At 70.5% G+C, this 22,122-nt stretch carries 18 protein-coding genes and 1 pseudogene; 9 read left to right on the plus strand and 10 right to left on the minus strand.

The features are described from left to right. Nucleotides 1–14: 14 nt before the first annotated feature. Entirely contained in the window at nucleotides 15–374 is a 360-nt protein-coding gene (locus tag AB0L71_RS04485; RefSeq protein ID WP_365237695.1) for an NADH-quinone oxidoreductase subunit A, read from the minus strand. Nucleotides 375–1,148: 774 nt separating this feature from the next. On the opposite strand from AB0L71_RS04485, the gene AB0L71_RS04490 reads away from it, so the two are divergent. Further along, a complete protein-coding gene (locus AB0L71_RS04490) occupies nucleotides 1,149–1,976 on the plus strand; it encodes a C40 family peptidase (protein ID WP_365237698.1) in 828 nt (275 codons plus the stop codon). A 337-nt stretch (nucleotides 1,977–2,313) separates the two neighbouring features. On the opposite strand, the gene AB0L71_RS04495 is transcribed toward AB0L71_RS04490, so the two are convergent. Then, the gene (locus AB0L71_RS04495; RefSeq protein WP_365237700.1) at nucleotides 2,314–3,603 is read right to left on the minus strand and encodes a geranylgeranyl reductase family protein; all 1,290 of its coding nucleotides are present in this window, start codon (nucleotides 3,601–3,603) and stop codon (nucleotides 2,314–2,316) included. A 97-nt stretch (nucleotides 3,604–3,700) separates the two neighbouring features. On the opposite strand from AB0L71_RS04495, the gene AB0L71_RS04500 reads away from it, so the two are divergent. Then, nucleotides 3,701–4,204 (plus strand): GNAT family N-acetyltransferase, encoded by a 504-nt coding sequence (locus tag AB0L71_RS04500; protein ID WP_365237703.1) that lies wholly within the window; start codon nucleotides 3,701–3,703, stop codon nucleotides 4,202–4,204. 188 nt (nucleotides 4,205–4,392) lie between these two features. Then, a complete protein-coding gene (locus AB0L71_RS04505) occupies nucleotides 4,393–6,651 on the plus strand; it encodes a serine/threonine-protein kinase (RefSeq protein ID WP_365237705.1) in 2,259 nt (752 codons plus the stop codon). Between the two features lie 102 nt (nucleotides 6,652–6,753). On the opposite strand, the pseudogene AB0L71_RS04510 reads toward AB0L71_RS04505, so the two are convergent. After that, nucleotides 6,754–6,834: pseudogene (locus tag AB0L71_RS04510) on the minus strand (bifunctional demethylmenaquinone methyltransferase/2-methoxy-6-polyprenyl-1,4-benzoquinol methylase); the annotation flags it as partial. Between the two features lie 84 nt (nucleotides 6,835–6,918). On the opposite strand from AB0L71_RS04510, the gene AB0L71_RS04515 reads away from it, so the two are divergent. Both AB0L71_RS04515 and AB0L71_RS04520 read left to right on the plus strand, forming a co-directional pair. Further along, complete coding sequence (locus tag AB0L71_RS04515) at nucleotides 6,919–7,659, plus strand: peptidase inhibitor family I36 protein (protein WP_365237707.1); 741 nt, start codon at nucleotides 6,919–6,921, stop codon at nucleotides 7,657–7,659. A gap of 2 nt (nucleotides 7,660–7,661) precedes the next feature. After that, complete coding sequence (locus tag AB0L71_RS04520) at nucleotides 7,662–9,113, plus strand: phosphodiester glycosidase family protein (protein ID WP_365237710.1); 1,452 nt, start codon at nucleotides 7,662–7,664, stop codon at nucleotides 9,111–9,113. A 12-nt stretch (nucleotides 9,114–9,125) separates the two neighbouring features. Here the strand turns inward: AB0L71_RS04520 and AB0L71_RS04525 are convergent, their stop codons facing one another. Further along, entirely contained in the window at nucleotides 9,126–9,821 is a 696-nt protein-coding gene (locus tag AB0L71_RS04525) for a demethylmenaquinone methyltransferase (RefSeq protein WP_365237712.1), read from the minus strand. A gap of 145 nt (nucleotides 9,822–9,966) precedes the next feature. Between AB0L71_RS04525 and AB0L71_RS04530 the strand changes: the two genes are divergently transcribed. Then, on the plus strand, nucleotides 9,967–10,698 hold the full coding sequence (locus AB0L71_RS04530) for a DUF3152 domain-containing protein (RefSeq protein ID WP_365237714.1): 732 nt from the start codon (nucleotides 9,967–9,969) through the stop codon (nucleotides 10,696–10,698). A 46-nt stretch (nucleotides 10,699–10,744) separates the two neighbouring features. Here AB0L71_RS04530 and AB0L71_RS04535 read toward each other — a convergent pair whose 3' ends face one another. The 4 genes from AB0L71_RS04535 to AB0L71_RS04550 form a co-directional block, all read right to left on the minus strand. Next, nucleotides 10,745–11,371, minus strand: coding sequence for a hypothetical protein (locus tag AB0L71_RS04535; RefSeq protein ID WP_365237716.1), 627 nt, complete (start codon nucleotides 11,369–11,371; stop codon nucleotides 10,745–10,747). A 7-nt stretch (nucleotides 11,372–11,378) separates the two neighbouring features. After that, nucleotides 11,379–12,578, minus strand: a complete 1,200-nt coding sequence (gene mqnC / locus AB0L71_RS04540) for a cyclic dehypoxanthinyl futalosine synthase (RefSeq protein WP_365237719.1) — start codon at nucleotides 12,576–12,578, stop codon at nucleotides 11,379–11,381. A 73-nt stretch (nucleotides 12,579–12,651) separates the two neighbouring features. Then, a complete protein-coding gene (locus AB0L71_RS04545; RefSeq protein ID WP_365237721.1) occupies nucleotides 12,652–14,451 on the minus strand; it encodes a protein kinase in 1,800 nt (599 codons plus the stop codon). A 463-nt stretch (nucleotides 14,452–14,914) separates the two neighbouring features. Further along, complete coding sequence (locus AB0L71_RS04550) at nucleotides 14,915–15,793, minus strand: menaquinone biosynthesis protein (protein ID WP_365237724.1); 879 nt, start codon at nucleotides 15,791–15,793, stop codon at nucleotides 14,915–14,917. Between the two features lie 386 nt (nucleotides 15,794–16,179). Between AB0L71_RS04550 and AB0L71_RS04555 the strand changes: the two genes are divergently transcribed. Continuing rightward, nucleotides 16,180–16,383, plus strand: coding sequence for a cold-shock protein (locus AB0L71_RS04555; protein WP_003967102.1), 204 nt, complete (start codon nucleotides 16,180–16,182; stop codon nucleotides 16,381–16,383). A gap of 161 nt (nucleotides 16,384–16,544) precedes the next feature. Here AB0L71_RS04555 and AB0L71_RS04560 read toward each other — a convergent pair whose 3' ends face one another. Then, nucleotides 16,545–17,774, minus strand: a complete 1,230-nt coding sequence (locus tag AB0L71_RS04560) for an amidohydrolase family protein (protein WP_365237727.1) — start codon at nucleotides 17,772–17,774, stop codon at nucleotides 16,545–16,547. 261 nt (nucleotides 17,775–18,035) lie between these two features. Here AB0L71_RS04560 and AB0L71_RS04565 point away from each other — a divergent pair, with 261 nt between their 5' ends. Both AB0L71_RS04565 and AB0L71_RS04570 read left to right on the plus strand, forming a co-directional pair. After that, nucleotides 18,036–21,005 carry a BTAD domain-containing putative transcriptional regulator gene (locus AB0L71_RS04565; RefSeq protein WP_365237729.1) on the plus strand — a complete coding sequence of 990 codons (2,970 nt, stop codon included), beginning with the start codon at nucleotides 18,036–18,038 and terminating at the stop codon, nucleotides 21,003–21,005. 210 nt (nucleotides 21,006–21,215) lie between these two features. Continuing rightward, nucleotides 21,216–21,371, plus strand: coding sequence for a hypothetical protein (locus tag AB0L71_RS04570; protein WP_365237731.1), 156 nt, complete (start codon nucleotides 21,216–21,218; stop codon nucleotides 21,369–21,371). 113 nt (nucleotides 21,372–21,484) lie between these two features. On the opposite strand, the gene kdpC is transcribed toward AB0L71_RS04570, so the two are convergent. After that, entirely contained in the window at nucleotides 21,485–22,108 is a 624-nt protein-coding gene (kdpC, locus tag AB0L71_RS04575; RefSeq protein WP_365237733.1) for a potassium-transporting ATPase subunit KdpC, read from the minus strand. Nucleotides 22,109–22,122 lie beyond the last annotated feature (14 nt).

The raw sequence follows: 22,122 nt of genomic DNA on the forward strand, positions 1-22,122 counted from the left end.
TGTCCCTCAGCCCCTCAGTCCCATTCCAGGCCGCCGCGACGCCACACATACGCGTAGGCGACGAAGACGGTGAGCACGAAGAGCAACATCTCCACGAGCCCGAAGATCCCCAGGGCGTCGAAGGTGACCGCCCAGGGATAGAGGAAGACGATCTCGATGTCGAAGACGATGAAGAGCATCGCCGTCAGGTAGTACTTGATGGGGAAGCGGCCGCCTCCGGCTGGAGTGGGGGTGGGTTCGATACCGCACTCGTACGCTTCGAGCTTTGCTCGGTTGTACCGCTTTGGGCCGATAAGCGTGGCCATGACCACGGAGAAGATCGCAAACCCTGCCCCGAGGGCGCCGAGCACGAGGATGGGCGTGTAGGCATTCACGCTCCTCGCTCCTTCCAGTCGTCCTTGACCGTTGGACCGCATCGGGCGATTCGGCTCGCCACCCCACCAAGATCGTGTACATGTGAGGCAGTTCACAAGCCCGACTGCCCCGCATCTTATGCCCGCCATCCTGTGATCTGCGACACGGGGTACGACAGTGAGTTTGTGATCTCCACCACCCGGCGAAGGCTCGCGAAGCCGCCTGAGCGGTGATCTTCATACGCAAAGCGGCCGAGCGGTTACGAGAGGTGATATCTGATGCTGTTAGCGCTGGTCAAAGCGTTGTTCCCAATAACAATCAGATACCCGTAGAAGCAAATTGGCAATGGGCGACCCGTACGTGATAAGGGCATCTGCCCCACTCTGACCCTTCCGGGCTCACTCGCACGAGGGGTTCCCAGGAGCAAAGTGGACGTGTCCACTCATGAGTGATCTTCCGGACGAACGGACGGCTCCACTCGCTCCGGTCGCTCCCCCGGAAGCCGGACCCACCCACCCCTCCCTCGCGCGACACCCGCAGGGTGACCTGCGTCACTCCTCACACACCGTCATATAAACGGGGCTTGGCCAACAACGTGAACGGATGGTAAGTGGCGGGCATTTCGGGCGTATTGGCGAAAGTCCGTGATCACAGCGTTGTCGGGGTGAGTCCGTTTTGCCCGTTACGCCGTCAATAAGGGTCTACAGAAAGCGGATTCACAGATTCCGAACGTAACTGTGTCGCAACACACGTTTCTTGATGGGGACCCCGGAGCCCTGATAGCGCTAGTACTCATGTCCCACACCGCTCACATACGCAGCCACCGGAAGCCCCGCCGGAACGCGCCGAAGACGGCGTTGCGGACCGGAGTTGCCGGTGGCGTCCTCAGCACGATCGCGGTCGCCGGCGCAGCCGGTCCGGCCCAGGCCGAGCCGGCGGCGTCCCAGACCATCGAGATGCCCACCCTCACCTCCGGGCTCTCCACCGCCGTCGCCGCGTCCGCTCAGGCCACGCAGCAGGTGGCCCAGGACCTGCAGATGCAGGCCCAGGAGGACGCCGCGGCCACCACCGCGGCCAAGGCCGCCAAGAAGGCCAAGGCCGAGGCGGTCCGCAAGGCGGAGGCCAGGAAGAAGGCGGAGGCGGCCGCCAAGGCCAAGGCGGAGGCCGCCGAGCGCGCCTCCCGGACGGCCGAGCGCACGACGCTCAGCGCGTCCTCCGGCTCCGCCGCCGTCGCCGCGTCCTTCTCCACCTCCTCGTCGAGCGCGACCGGCTCCGCCGCGTCCGTCGTCGCGTTCGCGCAGGCCCAGGTCGGCGACGCGTACGTCTCCGGCGGCACCGGCCCCAACTCGTGGGACTGCTCCGGCCTCGTCCAGGCCGCGTTCCGTTCGGTCGGCGTCGACCTGCCGCGCGTCTCGCAGGCCCAGTCCACCGCCGGCACCCAGGTCTCCCTGAGCAACCTCCAGCCGGGCGACATCCTGTACTGGGGCGGCGCGGGCAGCGCGTACCACGTCGGGATCTACGTGGGCGACGGCCAGTTCGTCGGGGCACAGAACTCCAGCACCGGTGTGGTGCAGCGCCCGCTGTCCTACGACCCGCCGTCGGGCGCGGTGCGTGTTCTCTGATTCACAAGCGCGCGTGAGCGTGTGCCGGAACATGTGAAGACGGCGAAGGGCCGTCGCTCCCCCGCTCGCCCGGGAGCGACGGCCCTTCGCCGTGCCCGGCGCCGCCCGGCTCCCGGCCCGGACCCGCTGAAACACGACATCGGCGCGGGGGACGTCGGTGCCGTGCGGGCCGGCCCGTTCCGCGAAGGGGTGCTGCGACGGCGCCCGATCACCACGGCGTGACCGCCGGCGCCCACGGGGCAACGGCTGCTCCTCCGTGGGTGCACGTACAGCAAAAGGGCCGGTCACGGCCGCGCTCATCGACTGAGCACGGCCGTGGCCGGGTCCGGGGGTCGGCTCAGGCCTTCGGGGCCACCTTCGACAGGCCGTTGATGATGCGGTCCATCGCGTCGCCGCCCGTCGGGTCGGTCAGGTTGGCGAGCATCTTCAGGGTGAACTTCATCAGCAGCGGGTGCGTCAGACCGCGCTGGGTGGCGATCTTCATGACCTTCGGGTTGCCGATCAGCTTCACGAAGGCGCGGCCCAGCGTGTAGTAGCCGCCGTAGGTCTCCTTGAGCACCTTCGGGTAGTTGTTCAGCGCCAGTTCGCGCTGGGCCGGGGTCGTACGGGCGTGGGCCTGCACGATGACGTCCGCGGCGATCTGGCCCGACTCCATGGCGTACGCGATGCCTTCGCCGTTGAACGGGTTGACCATGCCGCCCGCGTCACCGACGAGCAGCAGCCCCTTGGTGTAGTGCGGCTGACGGTTGAAGGCCATCGGGAGGGCGGCGCCGCGGATCGGCATCGTCATGTTCTCCGGCGTGTAGCCCCAGTCCTCCGGCATGGAGGCGCACCACGCCTTGAGGACCTCGCGCCAGTCCAGCTCCCGGAAGGCGGAGGAGGAGTCGAGGATGCCCAGGCCGACGTTGGACGTGCCGTCGCCCATGCCGAAGATCCAGCCGTAGCCGGGCAGGAGCCGGTCCTGCGGACCGCGGCGGTCCCACAGCTCCAGCCAGGACTCCAGGTAGTCGTCGTCGTGGCGCGGCGAGGTGAAGTACGTCCGCACGGCCACACCCATCGGGCGGTCCTCACGGCGGTGCAGGCCCATGGCGAGCGACAGCCGGGTGGAGTTGCCGTCGGCGGCAACGACGAGCGGGGCGTGGAAGGTGGCCGGGGTCTTCTCCTCGCCGAGCTTGGCGTGCACCCCGGTGATGCGGCCGGTGCGGTCGTCGACGATCGGGGCGCCGACGTTGCAGCGCTCGTACAGCCGGGCGCCCGCCTTCTGTGCCTGGCGGGCCAGCTGCTCGTCGAAGTCGTCGCGCTTGCGGACCAGTCCGTAGTCCGGGTACGAGGCGAGATCGGGCCAGTCCAGCTGGAGGCGGACGCCGCCGCCGATGATGCGCAGGCCCTTGTTGCGCAGCCAGCCGGCCTCTTCGGAGATGTCGATGCCCATGGAGACGAGCTGCTTGGTGGCGCGCGGGGTGAGTCCGTCGCCGCAGACCTTCTCCCGGGGGAAGGCCGTCTTCTCCAGGAGCAGCACGTCCAGCCCCGCCTTGGCCAGGTAGTACGCGGTCGTGGAGCCCGCCGGGCCTGCCCCGACGACGATCACATCAGCGCTGTGTTCGGTGAGGGGCTGGGGTTCGGTCACGGCGGGTACTCCCCAAGGTTCGGAAATGGTGTGCCGTCCGGCACGGACATGGGCAGTCTATTCAGCGGTACCGATCAGCCAGCCGAAGGGCCAGCCCATGAGCCGAGATCTGCCCGTCGTCGATCTGCGTGTTCCGACGCACGAGGACGCCTTCGCGTGGCACCGGGTGTTCGACCACCCGGACGTCATGGAGTTCCACGGGGGCAGGTCGGCCGAGCTGTCGGTGTACGAGGAGCTGACCGCCCGCCAGCGCCGGCACGACGCCGAGCGGGGCTTCTGCCTGTGGACGATGACGGACGGCGCGGGCGAGGTGGCCGGCTTCACCGGGGCCCAGCCCTGGGAGCAGCCGTGGGGTCCGACGGGCGCGATCGAGATCGGATGGCGGCTGGGCCGGGCGTACTGGGGCCGGGGCTATGCCACGACCGCCGCGATGCTGACCCTGGACCGGCTGCGGGAGACCGGGGTGCCCCGTGTGGTGGCGATGGTGGACGCCCGCAACGAGCGTTCGATCGCGGTGACCCACCGCCTCGGCATGACCCTGGCGGAGACGTTCGAGACGCCGACGGGGCGCACGGGCCACCGGTTCGAACTGGCACTCTGAGGGGCGGCCGGTCCCGGGCCCGGGTCCGGGTCCGGCGGACCGTGTCGGGCGGGACTGTGAAACGTCGGTGCAACTCCCGTTCAGGGCCGCATGACCCGCACAGGGCCGATGCGTCGCTGCACTAGTGTCGGGGCCGGTATGCAGGCCCATGGTGGCAGAGGTGCACGGGGAACGGGAGGGCAGGAAGAGTGTCGCTGCGCGGAGGTGATCCGGTCGAGATCGGCGGTTATCCGCTCGAGGCGCGGCTCGGCTCGGGTGGCATGGGCACGGTCTTTCTGGCCCGTACGAGTTCGGGACGACCTGTCGCGATCAAACTGATCCACCAGCAGTTCGCGGCGGACGACGAGTTCCGCATCCGCTTCCGTCAGGAGGTGGCGGCGGCGAGGCGGGTGAGCGGCGCGTTCACCGCCGCCGTGGTCGATGCCGACCCCGAGGCCGAGCAGCCGTGGATGGCGACGGCCTATATCGAGGGACACACGCTCTCCGAACGCATCGCCGCGAAGGGCCCGCTGAACGGAGCGGAGCTGAGGAAGCTTGCCATCGGGCTGGCGGAGGCGCTGCGCGACATCCACCGGGTGGGTGTCGTCCACCGTGACCTGAAACCCTCGAACGTCGTGCTCTCGTCCGACGGCCCGCGCGTCATCGACTTCGGCATCTCACGAGCCGCGGACCAGCAGACGCTGACGATGACGGGGCGGGTCATCGGTACGCCGCCCTTCATGTCGCCGGAGCAGTTGCAGGCACCGCGTGGCGTGGGTCCGCGGTCCGACGTCTTCTCGCTGGGGACGCTGTTGGCGTACTCGGCGACGGGACACGGCCCCTTCGACGCGGACAGCCCCTACATCGCCGCTTATCAGGTGGTGCACGAGGAGCCGTCGCTGGGTGCCGTGCCGGGGAAATTGCGTGCGGTCGTCGAACGGTGCCTGGACAAGGATCCCGAGGGGCGTCCCTCGGCGGACGAACTCCTCGTACTGCTGCGGGACCTGCCGGCCGACCTCGGGGAGGCCGGTGTGAACGGGGTCGGCGTGAACGGGGTCGGCGCGGACCGCACCCGCGACGTGATCACCCAGCATCACCTCGCGTCACCGGCCACAGCGGCGCCGACTGCCCCGACCAGCAACCCGGCCGGTCCCGATACGGGGAGCACCGGCACCCACATCAGCCACCGCCCACGTCGCCGATGGCGTCCGGTGCTGGCGGCCGCGGTCGCGGTGACAGCGATCGCCGGAGGAGCCGCCGCAGTGAAGACGGGCAGCTTCGGGGGGAACAGCGGCGACGGCAAGGGCACCAGCGTCGCGGCGCCGGGCGCCGCGCTTCCGGACGGCTTCGAGCCGTGGCACAGGACCGTGCAGGGAGGTCGTGAGGACATCCCCGACGAGCTTCGCTGCGTCGCGCACGGAGACGCGCTGTTCTGCGGGGGCGGCAGTGTCGTCGCGACACGTATCAAGGTCCAGGACGGCTCGTCGGTGTGGACGGTGAAGAGCCCGGGCGTCCCCGTCCAGGGCATGCACCTGGTGGGCGCCACCGACGACACGGTGCTCGGATACCGCTTCGCCGCCCAGGACGCCCCGCAGGACCCGCCCAGCGAGGTGGTGGCCATCGACGCGGACACCGGCCAGGAGTTGTGGTCCGTGCCGTCCGGCGCCCAGTCGACGGCCGTCACGGGACGGACCCAGGACGCCGTGGTGCTCGGCTCCACCGTCATCACGGTCGACGCCTCCAACTCCCGCTTCGAGGCCCGGGACGCGCACAGCGGTGAGGTCGCCTGGACGACGTCGTTCCCCGCGGGCAGCCAGTGCGCTCCCGTCCCGGCGGGCACACAGCTCTTCGCGATGTGCGCGACCAACGCGGAGGTGGACTCCTTCGAGGTGCGCCACCCCACCCTGTACACGGTCGACCGGTCCTCGGGGAAACTGGGCAGGCCCCTCGCGGTCGACGGCCCCGCCGTGCCGACGGGCGTCGCCGACGGCAGGCTCGTACTCCTTCAGGTGCGCATGGAGGGAACGGCGCTGGCCGGCTACGACGGGGTGGTGCGGGTCGACCCGGCCTCGCGGAAGGTCACGTACGCGCGGCTGGCCAAGGCATACGCGGGGACGCCCGGCCTGGTGGACGGCACCGTCTACGTGAGCGGGCAGACCGGTCTCGTCACCGCGCTCGACCCCGCGACCGGCCGGGAGAAGTGGTCGCGGCAGACCGGCGTGGAGGGTGCGTCGGGTCCCGCTGCGGGAGCCGACGCGCTGTACTTCAGCTCGGCCACCGGCCGGGTGGTCGCGCTGTCCCCGGACGAGGGCACACCCCTGTGGACAACGGATCCGCAGGCCGATGGTCTGACGGGCGAGCAGGGTGCGAGCCCGCGCGTCACCGTTGCGGGGGGTGCGGTGATCGTGGCCGCGGCCCAGAACACTCTCTTCGCCTTCGACGCGCAGAAGCCGCCGAAGGCGGGCTGACCCGGGCGGTACCGGCGGCGCCGGTCGTCGGTCGCACGGCGGACAGCGGTGGGCTCGAGTAAGTAGCTGCCGGGTCCGAGCCGCCCCGCTGTCTCCGGGGTGTCAGACAGCCTTGGTGCCCCGGTGCAGCGCGACGATGCCGCCGGTGAGGTTCCGCCACGCCACCTGCGACCAGCCGGCCTTCGACGCCGGGTGGGGCGGATGAGTCGCCGTCTGGTGATATCCCGCCTGTTCCCCTCGTGGACGGCGCTGGCACGATCATCGTCCGTGACAGTCAACAAGATCACCGCCTTGCGCGGCTCCCTGATCGCCGCCGTCCTCGCTCTGCTCTGCTCCGCGTTCCTGGTCCTGCCCGCGAGCGCCGAGAGCTTCGGCGACTGCCCGGCCGGGCAGCTCTGCCTGTACAGCGCGTCGGGCGGCGCCGGCGAGAAACGGACCTTCACGCTGCAGGACGACGGGCAGCGCTACGACGCCTCCTGGGACAACATGGCGCTCTCCGCGAAGAACAACACCGCCTACTGGGCCTGCGTGTACGTCGACACCGAGTACGGCGGGCTGCTCCAGACGATCAAGCCAGGCAACTCCGACGAGTACGCCAACGACCCGCGTTTCACCGGAACGATCAGTTCCCACAAGCTCGTTCCGTCCCGGGCGCACTGCTTCACCGGATACGAGCGCTGTCCCGACAACCGCATCTGCACCTTCACCAAGCCGGCCGGCCGCGGCGCCATGACCGTACACGTCCCTGCGACCGACCCGGCCACGAAGAACTACGGCAACGCGTACGGCGCCGAGGTCGCGCCCGCGTCCGTCTGGAACCGCACGAAACGGCACGTCTGCTTCTACCCGACCGAGACGTTCACCGGCACCTGGACCGACCCGGCCGCCCCCGCCACGAAGTACGGCGCCTATGTCGTGCTGCGCGGCGACAGCACCACCATCCCGGCCCCCTTCGCCGGAACCTTCCGCTCGCACGAACTCGTCAACGGAACCTCGGAGTGCCAGTAACCATGACCAGAGCTCTCACTCGCACTTGGGTGGCCGTGACCACGGCGCTGAGCATCCTCGCCCTCACCGCCCCCACCGCTCCCGCCGCAGACCAGGAGCCGAGCCCACTGGCCGCCAACTGGGCGCAGGAGGTCTCCAGGACGCTCGCTCCCGGTGTCACCCACATCCGCTATACCGAGCGTGTCCTCGACAACCGGAACGAGGGCCGGGTCCTCAACATCGTGGAAATCGACCCGGCCGCCGCTGCGATCACCCTGGAAAGCCTCGTCGGTCAGGGTGACGGGCTGACCGAGACGGTCGCCGACCAGCTTGCCGGTGTCTCCTCGGTCGCCGCCCGCCATCCGTACGCGGGCGTCAACGGCGGCCTGTTCAAGTTCAGGCAGAAGCACCCCGACCATGTCCTGCCCGACGGCGCCGAGGGCACGACCCTGATGCACATGGGCGTATCGGCCACCGACGGCGTCCTGCACAGCTCCAGCTGCTGGATGAACGGAAACGGCAGCAAGGGGGCGGTCCTGCAGTACGGCATCCCGTACATCACCACACTCCGTACGGACCTGGAACTGACCGCCGCCTCCGGCGTGAGCGTACGGATCGATGACATCAACCGGGATCCGGGCGTCGCCCGGGGCTGCGCACGCGACGCCGAGGACGTGGCCGTGACCGGCCAGTCGGGGCTGTACACCGACCCCGACGAGATCGTTCTGTTCACCGACGACTACACGTTCCCCGTCCCCAAGCCGGGCATCGAATCGGCCATCACCGCGGACGACGACCCGGGCTACGAGGTCGTCCTCGACGCAAACGGTGTCGTCACCGACGCCCGGGAGCGCCGGGGCGGCCAGACTGCGGCCGAGCAGGTCCACGTCCCGGCCGGGGGCCGCATCCTGCAGGGCATCGGCACCGGAGCGGAGTGGCTGCGCCGCAACCTCACCCGCGACGACCGCCCGGTGATCGACCAGAAGCTCCACGACGTGACGCTCGACCGGGACATACCGCTGGACGGTTCGGTCGACGTCGTGAGCTCCTTTCACCAGCTGCTGCGGGTCGGCACGATCCCCGACGAACTGCCCAACTCGTGCAACGGCCAGGAGACCGGGGCCGACGGCACGACCCTCATCTGCACGGACTCCCGCACCGCGCTCGGCACCAACACCAAGGGCCACTCGGTACTCATCACCCTCACCGGGAAGACGCAGACCGACCCCTCGGTCACCCACGAGGACGGCGACTACCTCCAGGCGTTCGCGCGGCTGCTCGACTCGTCGGAGCTGGCACTGGTCGATGTGCTCAACCTCGACGGCGGCGGCTCCACGACGCTCTTGACGGGTACGGAGGTGCAGACGCCGCCGACGGACGCCGGCAAAGCCGCCGACGGGTCGAAGTACGTCCACCGGCGGGTCGCCGACGCGGTGTACACGGGTGTCGGCGGTTACGGCATGTACGCGAAGTAGGATCCCTCGGCGTCAGACGGCCTTGGTGCCCCGGTGCAGCGCGACGATGCCGCCGGTGAGGTTCCGCCACGCCACCTGCGACCAGCCGGCCTTCTGCAGCAACTGCGCGAGGCCGGCCTGGTCGGGCCAGGCGCGGATGGACTCGGCGAGATAGACGTACGCGTCGGGGTTGGACGACACCGCGCGCGCGACCGGCGGCAGGGCCCGCATCAGGTACTCGGTGTAGACCGTGCGGAACGGCCCCCAGGTCGGCTGCGAGAACTCGCAGATCACCACTCGGCCGCCCGGCTTCGTCACCCGGTACAGCTCGGCGAGCGCCGCGTCCGTGTCCTGGACGTTGCGCAGCCCGAAGGAGATCGTCACCGCGTCGAAGGTCTCGTCGCGGAACGGCAGTCGGGTGGCGTCGCCCGCGGTGAAGGGGAGCCAGGAGTGGCGCTTCTTGCCCTCCCGCAGCATGCCGAGGGAGAAGTCGCAGGGGACGACGTACGCGCCCGTCGCGGCAAAGGGGAGCGAGGACGTCGCCGTGCCGGCGGCCAGGTCGAGGATCTTCTCCGCGGGGCGGGCATGCACCGCCTTCGCGACCTCCTTGCGCCACAGCCGGGCCTGGCCGAGCGACAGCACATCGTTGGTGAGGTCGTAGTTCGCCGCCACGCCGTCGAACATCGTGGCGACTTCGTGCGGCTGCTTGTCCAGAGATGCTCGGGTCACCCACCCATTCAAGCAGCCCGGTCCGCGGTGCTTCGCGCCGGTCGCGACGAGAGGCCCTCGCGTACCGGAGGGGATGAACCCATGTGGTCTTTCGGAGGTCATAGAGGAAGGGATCATTCATTCACCGGGAACCGGGAGGGGCCGGATGTCCGTACAGGGAGCGCGTCGGCGGTGGCCGGAGCGCGGACGCGCCCGGCTGCTCGTCGTCGCAGCCGTTCCGGCGGCGCTGATCTGTGCCCTCGTGGTGGCGGCACCCTGGCGGGACGCAGGAGCCTGGGGAGCCGGGTCGTCCGGCCCCCCGCCGAACAGCGGCTCCTTCACCGTCGCCCGCGCCGACGCCTCGGACTCCGGCACGAGCAAGGACAAGGGCGCCGGCAAGGGAAAGGCCTACCGGGTCGAGGTGGAGAACGGTTCCGGCGTGGACCCCGACCTGGCCGCCGCCGAGATCGCCCGGATCCTGGCCTCACCCCGGGGCTGGTCGCACCACGGCGAGCACACCTTCCGCCAGGTCTCCGACGGCCCGGCAGGGCTGGTCATCCGTATCGCCACCCCGGGGACGACCGACGCCATCTGCGGGCGGAGCGGCCTCGACACCCACGGCGAGGTCAACTGCCGGGTGGGCGCTTACGTGATCGTCAACCTCAAGCGTTGGCAACAGGGTTCACCCGAGTTCCACGGGCCGCTCGCCGACTACCGGGCTCTCATCATCAACCACGAGGTCGGGCACTGGCTGGGCCACGGCCACGAGACCTGTCCGGGCAAGGGACGCCCCGCCCCCGCGATGATGCAACAGATCTACGGGCTGAAGGGGTGCGTCTCCAATCCCTGGCCCTACGACGCCAAGGGCCACTACCTGGGCGGCCCGTCGGCCCCGTGAGGTCCGGCCACGGCCTGTGGGGAGCACCGAAGAGGCCCCGCGCCCGTCAGCTGCGGCGGAAGACCAGCCGGCCGCCGAGCACCGTCGCGGTGCAGCTCGCGGCGCCCGCGGTGCGCAGCTCCGCCAGGTCCCGTACACCGAACACCGCCAGATCCGCGGGCCCGCCGACGGTCAGCGCCGCCGCGAACGCGTCGGCCGGCTCCGCCACGGACGCCAGCGGGTCGAGGGAGACGGCATCCGGCACCGGGCCCGCGGCGTGCACCCGCAGCCCCGAGCGGGCGACCGCGGTGCGCACGGCGGGGCGGGTGAAGGGGCCGCGGACGGCGGTGGTGCCGTGCCGCAGCATCCGTTGCAGTCCGCGCCGGGCACTCGCGCCCCAGCGGGCGTCGTCCATGCCGAGTGCGGTGAGCGCGTCTCCGGTGAGCGGGTCACCCCCCAGCTCGTCCGCCTCGCGCGGATCGGGGTGGTAGGCGGCCTCCAGCAGCGCCGGTGCTCCCGCGTTCAGCAGGCCGGGGGTGATCAGACCGGACCACCGCCGGATCCGGGCCTGCGGACGTGCGGCGGTCAGCTCCCCGTACGGACCGATGGCGACGACCACACCGCCGTCCACGGCCACGCAGTCGGCCCCGTGCGGCACCCCGTGCACCGCGTCGGCGGCGTGCACCGTCAGCACGGCGGCCTCAGTTGGCGTCGAGGAGCTTCAGCTCCGGGTGCGCGGTGCCGCCCTCGATCGCCGTGGACGAGATGTGCGAGACCACGCGCTCGTCGACCGGGTCGTTCGCCGGGTCGTCGTGGACGACGAGGTGCTCGTACGTGGTGGAGCGCTGCGCCGGTACGCGGCCGGCCTTGCGGATCAGGTCGATGATCTCCAGCCGGTTGGAGCGGTGCTTGGCACCGGCCGAGGAGACGACGTTCTCCTCCAGCATGATCGAGCCCAGGTCGTCGGCGCCGTAGTGCAGCGACAGCTGTCCGACCTCCTTGCCGGTGGTCAGCCAGGAGCCCTGGATGTGCGCGACGTTGTCGAGGAAGATCCGGGCGATGGCGATCATCCGCAGGTACTCGAAGAGCGTCGCCTGCGTCTGCCCCTTCAGGTGGTTGTTCTCCGGCTGGTACGTGTACGGGATGAACGCGCGGAAGCCGCCCGTACGGTCCTGCACGTCGCGGATCATCCGCAGGTGCTCGATGCGCTCGGCGTTGGTCTCGCCGGTGCCCATGAGCATGGTCGTGGTCGACTCGACGCCCAGCCGGTGCGCGATCTCCATGATCTCCAGCCAGCGCTCGCCGGACTCCTTCAGCGGGGCGATCGCCTTGCGGGGACGCTCCGGCAGCAGTTCGGCGCCGGCCCCCGCGAAGGAGTCGAGCCCGGCCGCGTGGATGCGCTGGATCGCCTCCTCGACCGACACCTTGGAGATCCGCGCCATGTGCTCGACCTCGGAGGCCCCCAGGCTGTGGATGACCAGCTCCGGAAACTCCTTCTTGATCGCCGCGAAGTGCTTCTCGTAGTACTCGACGCCGTAGTCCGGGTGATGCCCGCCCTGGAACATGATCTGGGTGCCGCCCAGCTCGACGGTCTCCGCGCAGCGGCGCAGGATGTCGTCGAGGTCGCGGGTCCAGCCCTTGGCGGTGTCCTTGGGCGCGGCGTAGAAGGCGCAGAACCGGCAGGCCGTGACGCACACGTTCGTGTAGTTGATGTTGCGCTCGATGATGTACGTCGCGATGTGCTCCGTACCGGCGTAACGGCGTCGGCGTACGGCGTCGGCGGCTGCTCCGAGCGCGTGCAGCGGCGCCGACCGGTACAGGTCGAGGGCCTCTGCCGGAGTGATCCGACCGCCCGCGGCGGCTCGGTCGAGGACGGGCTGGAGGTCGGCCATCTCGGTCACCGGGCTGTCACCTTTCGGCGGATTCGTCAACGGGTCCATGAACCGGCTCAGCCTACGCCAGCCCTGGTGCTCGTCAGCTGCCGGTCCGGCTGAGCGTGCCGTAGGGGCGGCCCGCGCCGCTCTCCTCGGACCAGAAACGGAGGGTGTCGTCGTCGACGCGCGAGAAGTGGACGTCGGTGGTGGTGGAGGTGCAGAGGGTCCGGTCGCCGGGGCGGTCCGGATCGGCGCGCTCCCGCAGTGTCAGTTCCTTCTGGGTGCCGGACGAGAGGGCGGCGATGCTGTGGCAGCGCACGGTCAGTCCGAGAGCGTCGACCCGCGTGGTCATCCGGACCACGTCCGTGCCCTTCTTCCCGGCGGTGAACACGGCGGTGAGCGTGCCGTGCGACTGTCCGGTGGTCTTCTCGGTGAGCGGGCCCTGCCAGGTGCCGATGAACGCCTCCGGGAGTTCGCTGATCCGCCCCGCGTCCTCTGTCCCTCCCGCGTCGCCCGCGCCCGGGTCCGACGGCTCCGACGGTTTTGTGGAGGGTGCGGTGGATGACGGGGCCTGGCCGGCATCGCCGTGCCCGGCGGTGTCCCGGCCACCGCCGCCCGGCATGAGGTCGAAGAGGTACGCGCTGCCCACGGTCACGGCGGCGAGCGCGCCCGCGACGGCGACGGCGACGGTGCAGCTGAGCCTCCGGCCGCGCTGCGTACCGGGCCGGGTCGGGCCGGCGTCGGCGGTGGCGGTGACGGAGAAGCGGGGGCCGGGCGTGGCCGGTCCGGGCAGCCCGGACGAGCCGGTCAGCGGCGACGGACCGGCCGCCCCGTCCGTGGCGGCGGCCGCGGGCCAGCCGGGCGGACCGCCGGCCGTCCCCTGCGCGGGGGGCGGCTCGACCGGCGGGCCGAACCCCGGGCCGGCGCCGTGCGGGCCGTCCGCGGCGTTCGCGCCCCACGACGAACCGCTGAACGGCACCGGCCCCGACTGCACCGGCGCGTCCTGCGGCTCCAGGTCCAGCAGCGCGACCGCCGTCCGGCTGACTTCGCGCACCAGCGGACCCGGCAGCCAGCCCGTCGCCACCAGGGCCGCCGCCCCCTGCGGAGCCAGTCGGCGGGCCAGCTCCGTGGGTGTCGGCCGGTCCTCCGGATCCTTCGCCAGGCACCCGGCGACGATGTCCCGCAGGTCCCCTTCCAGCTCCCCCAGCTCGGGCTCCTCATGCACCACCTTGTAGAGCAGTACGGCGGAGGAGTCGCCGAGGAAGGGTGCGGTGCCGTTCGCCGCGTACGCGAGCACCGCGCCGAGCGAGAAGACGTCGGCCGCGCCGGAGATGTCCACGCCGCGGATCTGCTCCGGGGCCATGTAGCCGGGCGATCCGACGGAGACTCCGGTGGAGGTGAGCGAGGCGGTGGCACCGAGCGCGTGGGCGATCCCGAAGTCGATCAGCCGGGGGCCGTCGAGGGCGAGCAGCACGTTGGACGGCTTCACGTCACGGTGGACGAGGTCCTGCGCGTGCACCGCGGCCAGCGCCTCACCGAGTCCGGCGCCCAGGGTGCGCACCGCGTGCTCGGGCAGCGGGCCGTGCTCGGCGACCGCGGCGGACAACGGGGGGCCGGCCACGTAGCCGGTGGCGACCCACGGGATGGGGGCGTCCGGGTCGGCGTCCAGGACGGGTGCCGTCCACTGCGCACCGATCCGTCGGGCCGCGTCCACCTCCCGGCGGAAACGGGCCCGGAACTGCTCGTCGAGGGCGAAGTGGGGATGCACGACCTTGACCGCGACGGTGCGGCCGCCCGCGCTGCGTCCGAGATAGACCCGTCCCATGCCGCCCGCACCGAGCCTGCCGAGCAGCCGGTAGGCGCCGATGGTCAGCGGTTCCCCGGCTTCCAGCGGCTGCATATGGACTCCCCCTGTGGACCGGCCGGACCTCCGACGACCCGAAGCCTAAGGGCTGTCCCGTCAGGACGGCGCTGAGGGGCTTCAAGGTCATCCGGTCGCAGGGAAACCATCCGCCGATTTCCTCCGCAAGGGAATGAGGAAATCGTTTCGGCACAATAAAAGGCGTGAATGCGTCGTTCGTCTGAGCGATTCTTCTGCACGGCCGGGACTCTCCACGACATCATCCGCGGGCCGGCTATTCGAGGTGCATTGACCCGCACCGATGACCGGACCGGGGACGGGGAGAAGCCGCCGGAAGAGATTTCCGAGCCGGCCGGACCGGATTCCCCCGGTCCCGGCACATTCCCGCGCTCGGCGCACTCGCCGCCCGTCCCCGCCCTTTTATTCCGCTTGGCCCGCTTGATCCGCTTGATCCACTTGATCTGCTTGATCCAGTGGACCCGCGCACCGCTCCGCCGCCGGGTCAGCCGCCGAGCAGCTCGACCTTCACGTCGGCCGGGAAACCGGTCGTCGGACCGACCCGGCGGGCGAACTCCCGCACGCCCGCCAGCTGGTCCGGGCCGAAGCGGAAGTCCAGGGTGGTGAAGTAGCGCTCCAGCACCTCCGCGTCGAAGGCCTCCCAGCGCGCCGCCTGCTCGGCGACCTTGGTGACCTCCTCCAGGGAGAGGTCGCGCGAGGACAGGAAGGCCTCGTGCACCTTGCTCACGTGATGGGGTTCGGCCGCCAGGTAGTCCTTGCGGGCCGCCCAGACCGCGAAGACGAACGGCAGCCCGGTCCATTCCTTCCACATCTGGCCCAGGTCATGGACCTGGAGCCCGAGCCGGGGCGCGTCGTGCAGGTTGGCGCGCAGCGCGGCGTCGCCGATCAGCACGGCGGCCTCCGCCTCCTGCATCATCAGGCCGAGGTCCGGCGGGCAGGTGTAGTAGTCGGGGCTGACCCCGTAGCGCTCGGCGAGCAGCAGCTGGGCCAGGCGCACGGAGGTGCGCGAGGTCGAACCGAGCGCCACCCGGGCCCGGTCCAGCTGTTCGAGCGGCACCTGCGACACGATCACGCACGACATGACGGGCCCGTCGCAGCCCACCGCGATGTCGGGGAAGGCGACCAGATCGTCGGCGTTGCGGAGGAACTCCACCAGCGTGATGGGGCCCATGTCCAGATCGCCCTTGACCAGCTGCTCGCTGAGCTTCTCCGGGGTGTCCTTCGAGAGCTCCAGGTCGAGCAGGGTTCCGGTTCTCGCCAGTCCCCAGTACAGGGGGAGGCAGTTCAGGAACTGGATGTGGCCGACGCGCGGCCTGCTGCGACGGTCGTCGCCTGCGACGGTTGAGACGGTTGAATTGTCCACATCGCGAGGCTAGACCCGCGGTACCGATCGGACGGCACCGGGTGCGCGGGTGTTCCCGACGCCACTCGCAGGGCCGCGTCGGCACCGCTTCGGGAACCACTCCGGGGCGGCCACCGAAGCCCGCTCCGGCACCGTCGGAAGCACGGTCCGACGCACCCCGGGGAGACGCCCTTCGTCAGCCCACCGGCAAGGCAATCAAACGTCCGGGTGAAGTGATCTCTCCCTCTACCCTTCTGTACACCCTGCATGCTAGGCTCGACGCAAGTTGCAGTTTGGTTTCCCTTGCAGTACGAAGCCTGCGGAGCATGTAACCCGCAGGCTTTTGTAGTTTTCAGACTTCTTTGCAGGTTCTGGAGCAGGGCAACCCTTTGGCCCAAGGAGGGCTTATGGCTACCGGAACCGTCAAGTGGTTCAACGCTGAAAAGGGCTTCGGCTTCATCGCCCAGGACGGCGGCGGCCCGGATGTCTTCGTCCACTACTCCGCGATCAACGCGTCCGGGTTCCGCTCCCTCGAGGAGAACCAGGTCGTGAACTTCGACGTCACTCAGGGCCCCAAGGGTCCGCAGGCTGAGAACGTCACCCCGGCCTAGTTGCCCGGGTCGGCCGGTCGCGGTCGGCTAGCAGTACCCAAGGAGCCCCGCTCCTCCGCCTCGGCGGGGACGGGGCTCCTGCCTTTGTTCCCTGGCCTTTCCCTCCCCGCGGACCCACGGACCCGGGAACCCGGGAACCCGCGGACCCGCGGACCCGCGGACTATCGCCCTCCCGGACCCGCCCACAGCCCGTCGTCCGTGAGCCCCAGCAGGTCGATCGCGTTGCGGCGCACGATGCGGTCCACGACCTCGGCGTCCAGATGCCCCATCTGCGCCTCGCCGACCTCGCGCGACTTGGGCCAGGTGGAGTCGGAGTGCGGGTAGTCCGTCTCGTACAGGACGTTCCCGACGCCGATCGAGTCCAGGTTCCGCAGTCCGAAGGCGTCGTCGAAGAAGCAGCCGTACACATGCTCGGCGAACAGCTCCGACGGCGGGCGGCTGACCTTGTCGGCGACGCCGCCCCAGGCCCGGTTCTCCTCCCAGACCACGTCGGCGCGTTCCAGGATGTACGGGATCCAGCCGATCTGCCCCTCCGCGTACATGATCCGGAGGTTCGGGAACCGTTCGAACTTGCCGCTCATCAGCCAGTCGACCATGGAGAAGCAGCAGTTGGCGAAGGTGATGGTGGACCCGACGGCAGGCGGGGCGTCGGCCGAGGTGGACGGCATCTTCGAGGACGAGCCGATGTGCATCGCGATCACCGTCCCCGTCTCGTCACAGGCCCGCAGGAACGGATCCCACTCGTCCGTGTGGATGGACGGCAGCCCGAGATGCGGGGGTATCTCGGAGAAGGCGACCGCGGGCACACCGCGCGCCGCGTTCCGCCGGACCTCGTCCGCCGCCAGCTGCGCGTCCCAGAGCGGGATCAGGGTGAGCGGGATGAGCCGGCCGTGCGCCTCGGGGCCGCACCACTCGTCCACCATCCAGTCGTTGTACGCCCGCACCCCGAGCAGACCGAGCTCGCGGTCCTTCGCCTCGGTGAAGGTCTGGCCGCAGAAGCGGGGGAAGGTGGGGAAGCAGAGAGCGGACTGGACGTGGTTGACGTCCATGTCGGCGAGCCGGTCGGGCACCGAGTACGACCCCGGACGCATCTGTTCGTAGGTGATCACTTCGAGTCTGATCTCGTCGCGGTCGTAGCCGACCGCGGTGTCGAGCCGGGTGAGCGGGCGGTGCAGGTCCTCGTAGACCCACCAGTCGCCGATCGGACCGTCGTCACCCTTCGCACCCATCACGGGCGCGAACTTGCCGCCCATGAAGGTCATTTCCTTGAGCGGCGCCCGGACGATCCGCGGGCCGCGGTCGAGGTACCTGGACGGGAGCCGGTCCCGCCAGACATGAGCGGGCTCCACCGTGTGGTCGTCCACCGAGATGATCTTCGGGAAGGTCTCCATACCTCCACGGTAGCGCCGATCTGACGACCCGTCAGCTCCCTGCGTCGGCACCTTTTCGGTAATCGTTCTCGCATGCTTGCGCAGAGAGTCACCCCCTGCTGACGTGTCCACCCAAAACAAGGCAGACTGTTGAGCACAATTCCAGCGGTACTGAGCAGTCCGGATCCACCCGCGCCGGACCCGCGCTCGACAGGCATTCCGGGACGGACAGCACCAGCACGATCGGCGGGAACGGCGGGGCGACCAGGACAGGGGGCAGCAATGGACCGTGACGACGGGCCGCGCGCACATGTTCCGGAGCAACGCGCTCCGCAACGGCGGGCGGCCGAAGGCACCGATCTGCGCTTCGCCGTGCTCGGCCCGGTACGGGCATGGCGGGGCAGCGAGGCACTGCCGTCCGGTTCACCGCAGCAGCGCGCCCTGCTGACCGCGCTGCTGCTGCGCGGCGGTCGCACGGCCACGGCCTCCGAACTCATCGACGCCATCTGGGGCCAGGAACCGCCCTCGCAGGCGCTCGCCGCCATACGCACGTACGCGTCCCGGCTCCGCAAGGTCCTCGACCCGCAGACGCTGGTCAGCGACGCCGGGGGGTATGCGATCCGGACCCGGAACGACTCCCTCGACCTGACCAAGGCTCAGGAGCTGGCAGCCGAGGCGGACAAGGCGCGAGCCCGTGGCGACCGCGCGCAGGCCCGCGACCTCCTCGGCCGGGCGCTCGGCCTGTGGGACGGCGAGACCCTGGCCTCCGTGCCCGGACCGTACGCCGAGAATCAGCGCGCCCGCCTGGAGGAGTGGCGGCTCCAGCTCATCGAGACCCGCCTCGACCTCGACCTGGAGGTCGGCAGCCACGCGGAGGCGGTCTCCGAGCTGACCGCACTCACCGCCGCGCACCCCCTGCGCGAGCGGCTGCGGGAGCTCCTGATGGTCGCCCTGTACCGCAGCGGCCGCCAGGCGGAGGCGCTCGCCGTGTACGCCGACACGCGCCGGCTGCTCGCCGACGAACTGGGCGTCGACCCCCGGCCGGAACTCTCCCAGCTCCAGCAGCGCATCCTGCAGGCCGACGAGGACCTGGCCCGCCCGGTCGACGAACCCGCCCCGGCCCCCGCGCCCGTCCGCCCCGCCCAGCTCCCGGCCACCGTCCCCGACTTCACCGGCCGCGCCTCCTTCGTCCGCGAACTCGGCGACCGGCTGGCGACCGCCGAGGGCTCGGTCATGGCCGTGTCGGCCCTGGCCGGTATCGGCGGCGTCGGCAAGACGACCCTCGCCGTGCATGTCGCCCACCAGGCGCGGCAGCACTTCCCGGACGGTCAGCTGTACGTGGACCTCCAGGGCGCCGGCGCCCGCGCCGCCGAACCGGAGACGGTCCTCGGCGCCTTCCTGCGCGCCCTGGGCATGGCGGACTCGGCGATTCCCGAATCCCTGGACGAACGCGCGGCGCTCTATCGCTCCACACTCGACGGCCGCCGCGTCCTGGTGCTCCTCGACAACGCCCACGACGCGGCCCAGATCCGTCCCCTCCTCCCCGGCACGGCGGGCTGCGCGGCCCTGATCACCAGCCGCGTCCGGATGGTCGACCTGGCCGGCGCCCACCTGGTCGACCTGGACGTGATGTCACCGGAGGAGGCGCTCCAGCTCTTCACCCGCATCGTGGGCGAGGAGCGCATCGCCGCCGAACGCAAGGCCGCCCTCGACGTGGTCGCCGCCTGCGGCTTCCTCCCCCTGGCCATCCGTATCGCCGCCTCCCGCCTGGCCGCCCGCCGCACCTGGACGGTCTCCGTCCTGGCCGCCAAGCTCGCCGACGAGCGCCGCCGGCTGGACGAGCTCCAGGCCGGCGACCTCGCGGTGAAGGCCACCTTCGAACTCGGCTACGGCCAGCTGGAGCCCGCCCAGGCCCGCGCCTTCCGCCTCCTCGGCCTGGCCGACGGCCCGGACATCTCCCTGGCGGCAGCAGCGGCGCTGCTGGACCTGGAGGTGCACACGGCGGAGGACGTCCTGGAGTCCCTGGTCGACACCAGCCTCCTGGAGTCGGCGGCCCCGGGCCGCTACCGCTATCACGACCTGGTGCGCCTCTACGCGCGTTCTTGCGCGGAGCGGGACGAACAGCCGCCCGAGGAGCGCGAGCTGGCGCTGTCGCGGCTGCTGGACTTCTACCTGGCGACGGCGGCGGGGGTGTACGCGCTGGAGCGGCCGGGAGACCGGCTGGTGGACCACCTGGAGCCGACGCAGCACGAGGGCCTGTCGTTCGCGGACCGGCACGCCGCACTGGACTGGCTCTACGCGGAGGCCGGCACGCTTCTCGCCTGCGTGCGCCAGTCGTCCGGCCCCGGCACCCTGCGCAGGGCCGTGGACCTTCTCTGGGCCGCGCTGGATCTGGGCGAGTCCGGTGCCAACTCGAAACAGTACGAGACCACCGCTTTTGCCGTACGGGACGCTGCCCGCGCCTGCCACGACCGACGCACCGAGGTGCGGGCTCTGGTCACCCTGGCCGATGTGCACCACACGTCGGGGCGGTTCGACCAGGCCGAGCAGGAGGCGGAGGGGATCATGCGACTCGTCGAAGCCGATCTCGATCCCTTGCCCGGCTGCTGGGCTTCGAATGCGCGCGGCATCATGGCGCTTTACCAGAGTCGGCACGATGACGGCGAGACATATCTGAGCCAGGCCATCGACAGCTTCCGCCGGATTCAGGACAGGCCGGGCGAGGCGAGCGCTCTGTGCAACTTGTCGCGCATTCACCTGGCCACGGGTCGCACCGACAGTGCCGTGTCCCTGGCTCAGCAGGGCATAGACATTTACGACAGCATGGGGCACGCCCTCCGGGGTGCCAACGGCCGCTATGCGCTCGGGATGGCCCTCACTCAGAGCGGCCAGTTCACCGACGCGACGGGGAGCCTTCTGGAAGCACTGGACGTCTTCCGGGACAGCCGCCAGCGCCTGTGGGAGGGAATGACTCTCTTCAGGCTCGCCGAGGTCGACCTCGCTGCCGGATGCTCGGCCGATGCCGCGACCAAGGCCGAGCAGGCCCTGACTGCGCTGCGAGGCATCGGTGGCGAATGGCGGAGAGGCAATGTGCTCACCGTGCTCGGGCGCGCCCTCAGTGAGATCGGGCAGTTCGGGCGTGCTCAGGTCTGCTGGCACGAGGCCCTGGCCATCTACGAGGAACTGGGTTCACACGAAGCGGCCGATGTGCGCACCCTGTTGTCCGCCGCTGCCTCCGTGACGGCCTCGTAGGACGTCTGCCGGAGGCGTTCATCATTCGTTTATCAGGACCCGTCAGTCTTCTGCTAATCGATCCGCCGCGTCGGGGGGCAGGCGGGGCGAGAGGCGGCCGTGGCAGTAGTGTGAGCGGCCCTCGAAAGGCCCGTCCGGCAGTCCACGGGGGAACAGCCGGACGGGCCTTGCCCACCCATCACGAAGAAATGCCAAGGGGAGCAGACCACCATGGTTGATGCGACGAAGAAGGACCCTGAGCTCACGACGCAGGACATGCACGCCACCGGTGGTGACGTCGACGAGCTCACGACGCAGGACATGCACGCCACGGGCGGCACGGCGACGACCGACGACATGCACGCGACGTCGGAGCCCGCGAACTAGCTCTTCATTCCAGCGGGGGTACGGGGGAACGGCCGCGGCGGTGCGGAGGGGGAGCCGTCGCGGCCGCCGCGTGTCCGGGTACTGGTAGAGGTGATCGCGTCACCTCCCCTCGCTCAGCGGCCGAGCCGGCTCAGCGCGTGGTTGAGCTCGACGACATTGACGCGGGGCCGGCCCAGGAAGCCCAGGTCCCGTCCCTGGACGTGCCGGGTGACCAGGTCCCGGACCCGGGCGGGGGCGAGGTGGCGTGTCCGCGCGACGCGCTGGACCTGTTCGTACGCGTAGGCCGGGGAGATCGCCGGGTCGAGACCCGAGCCGCTCGCCGTGACGGCGTCCGCGGGGACGGATGCCGGGGAGACTCCGTCGAAGGCGGCGATGGCGGCCCGGCGGGCCCGGATCTCCGCGATCAGTTCCGGGTTGTTCGGACCGAGGTTGGAGGCGCCGGAGTTCGTCGGCCGGTAGCCGCCGGCGGAGGGGCGGGGCTGGAACCAGGCGGGATCGGGGCGCGGCGCCTCGTGGGGGTCGTGCGGGTTCTTCTTCGGCAGGGTGAAGTTCTGGCCGATCAGGCGGGAGGCCACCGCTCTGCCGTCGGTGGTCAGCAGGGAGCCGTCGGCCTCGTGGGAGAAGCCGGTCCGGGCGACCGCCGTGACCAGCAGCGGGTACACCACGCCCGTGACCACGGTGAACACCAGCAGCATCCGCAGGGCCGGGAGGTGGTGGCGCAGGACGGTCGGCACCATGGCGGGCTTCTCCT

Origin of the sequence: Streptomyces sp. NPDC052052 (assembly GCF_040680455.1) — a bacterium.
Classification (GTDB): Bacteria; Actinomycetota; Actinomycetes; order Streptomycetales; family Streptomycetaceae; genus Streptomyces.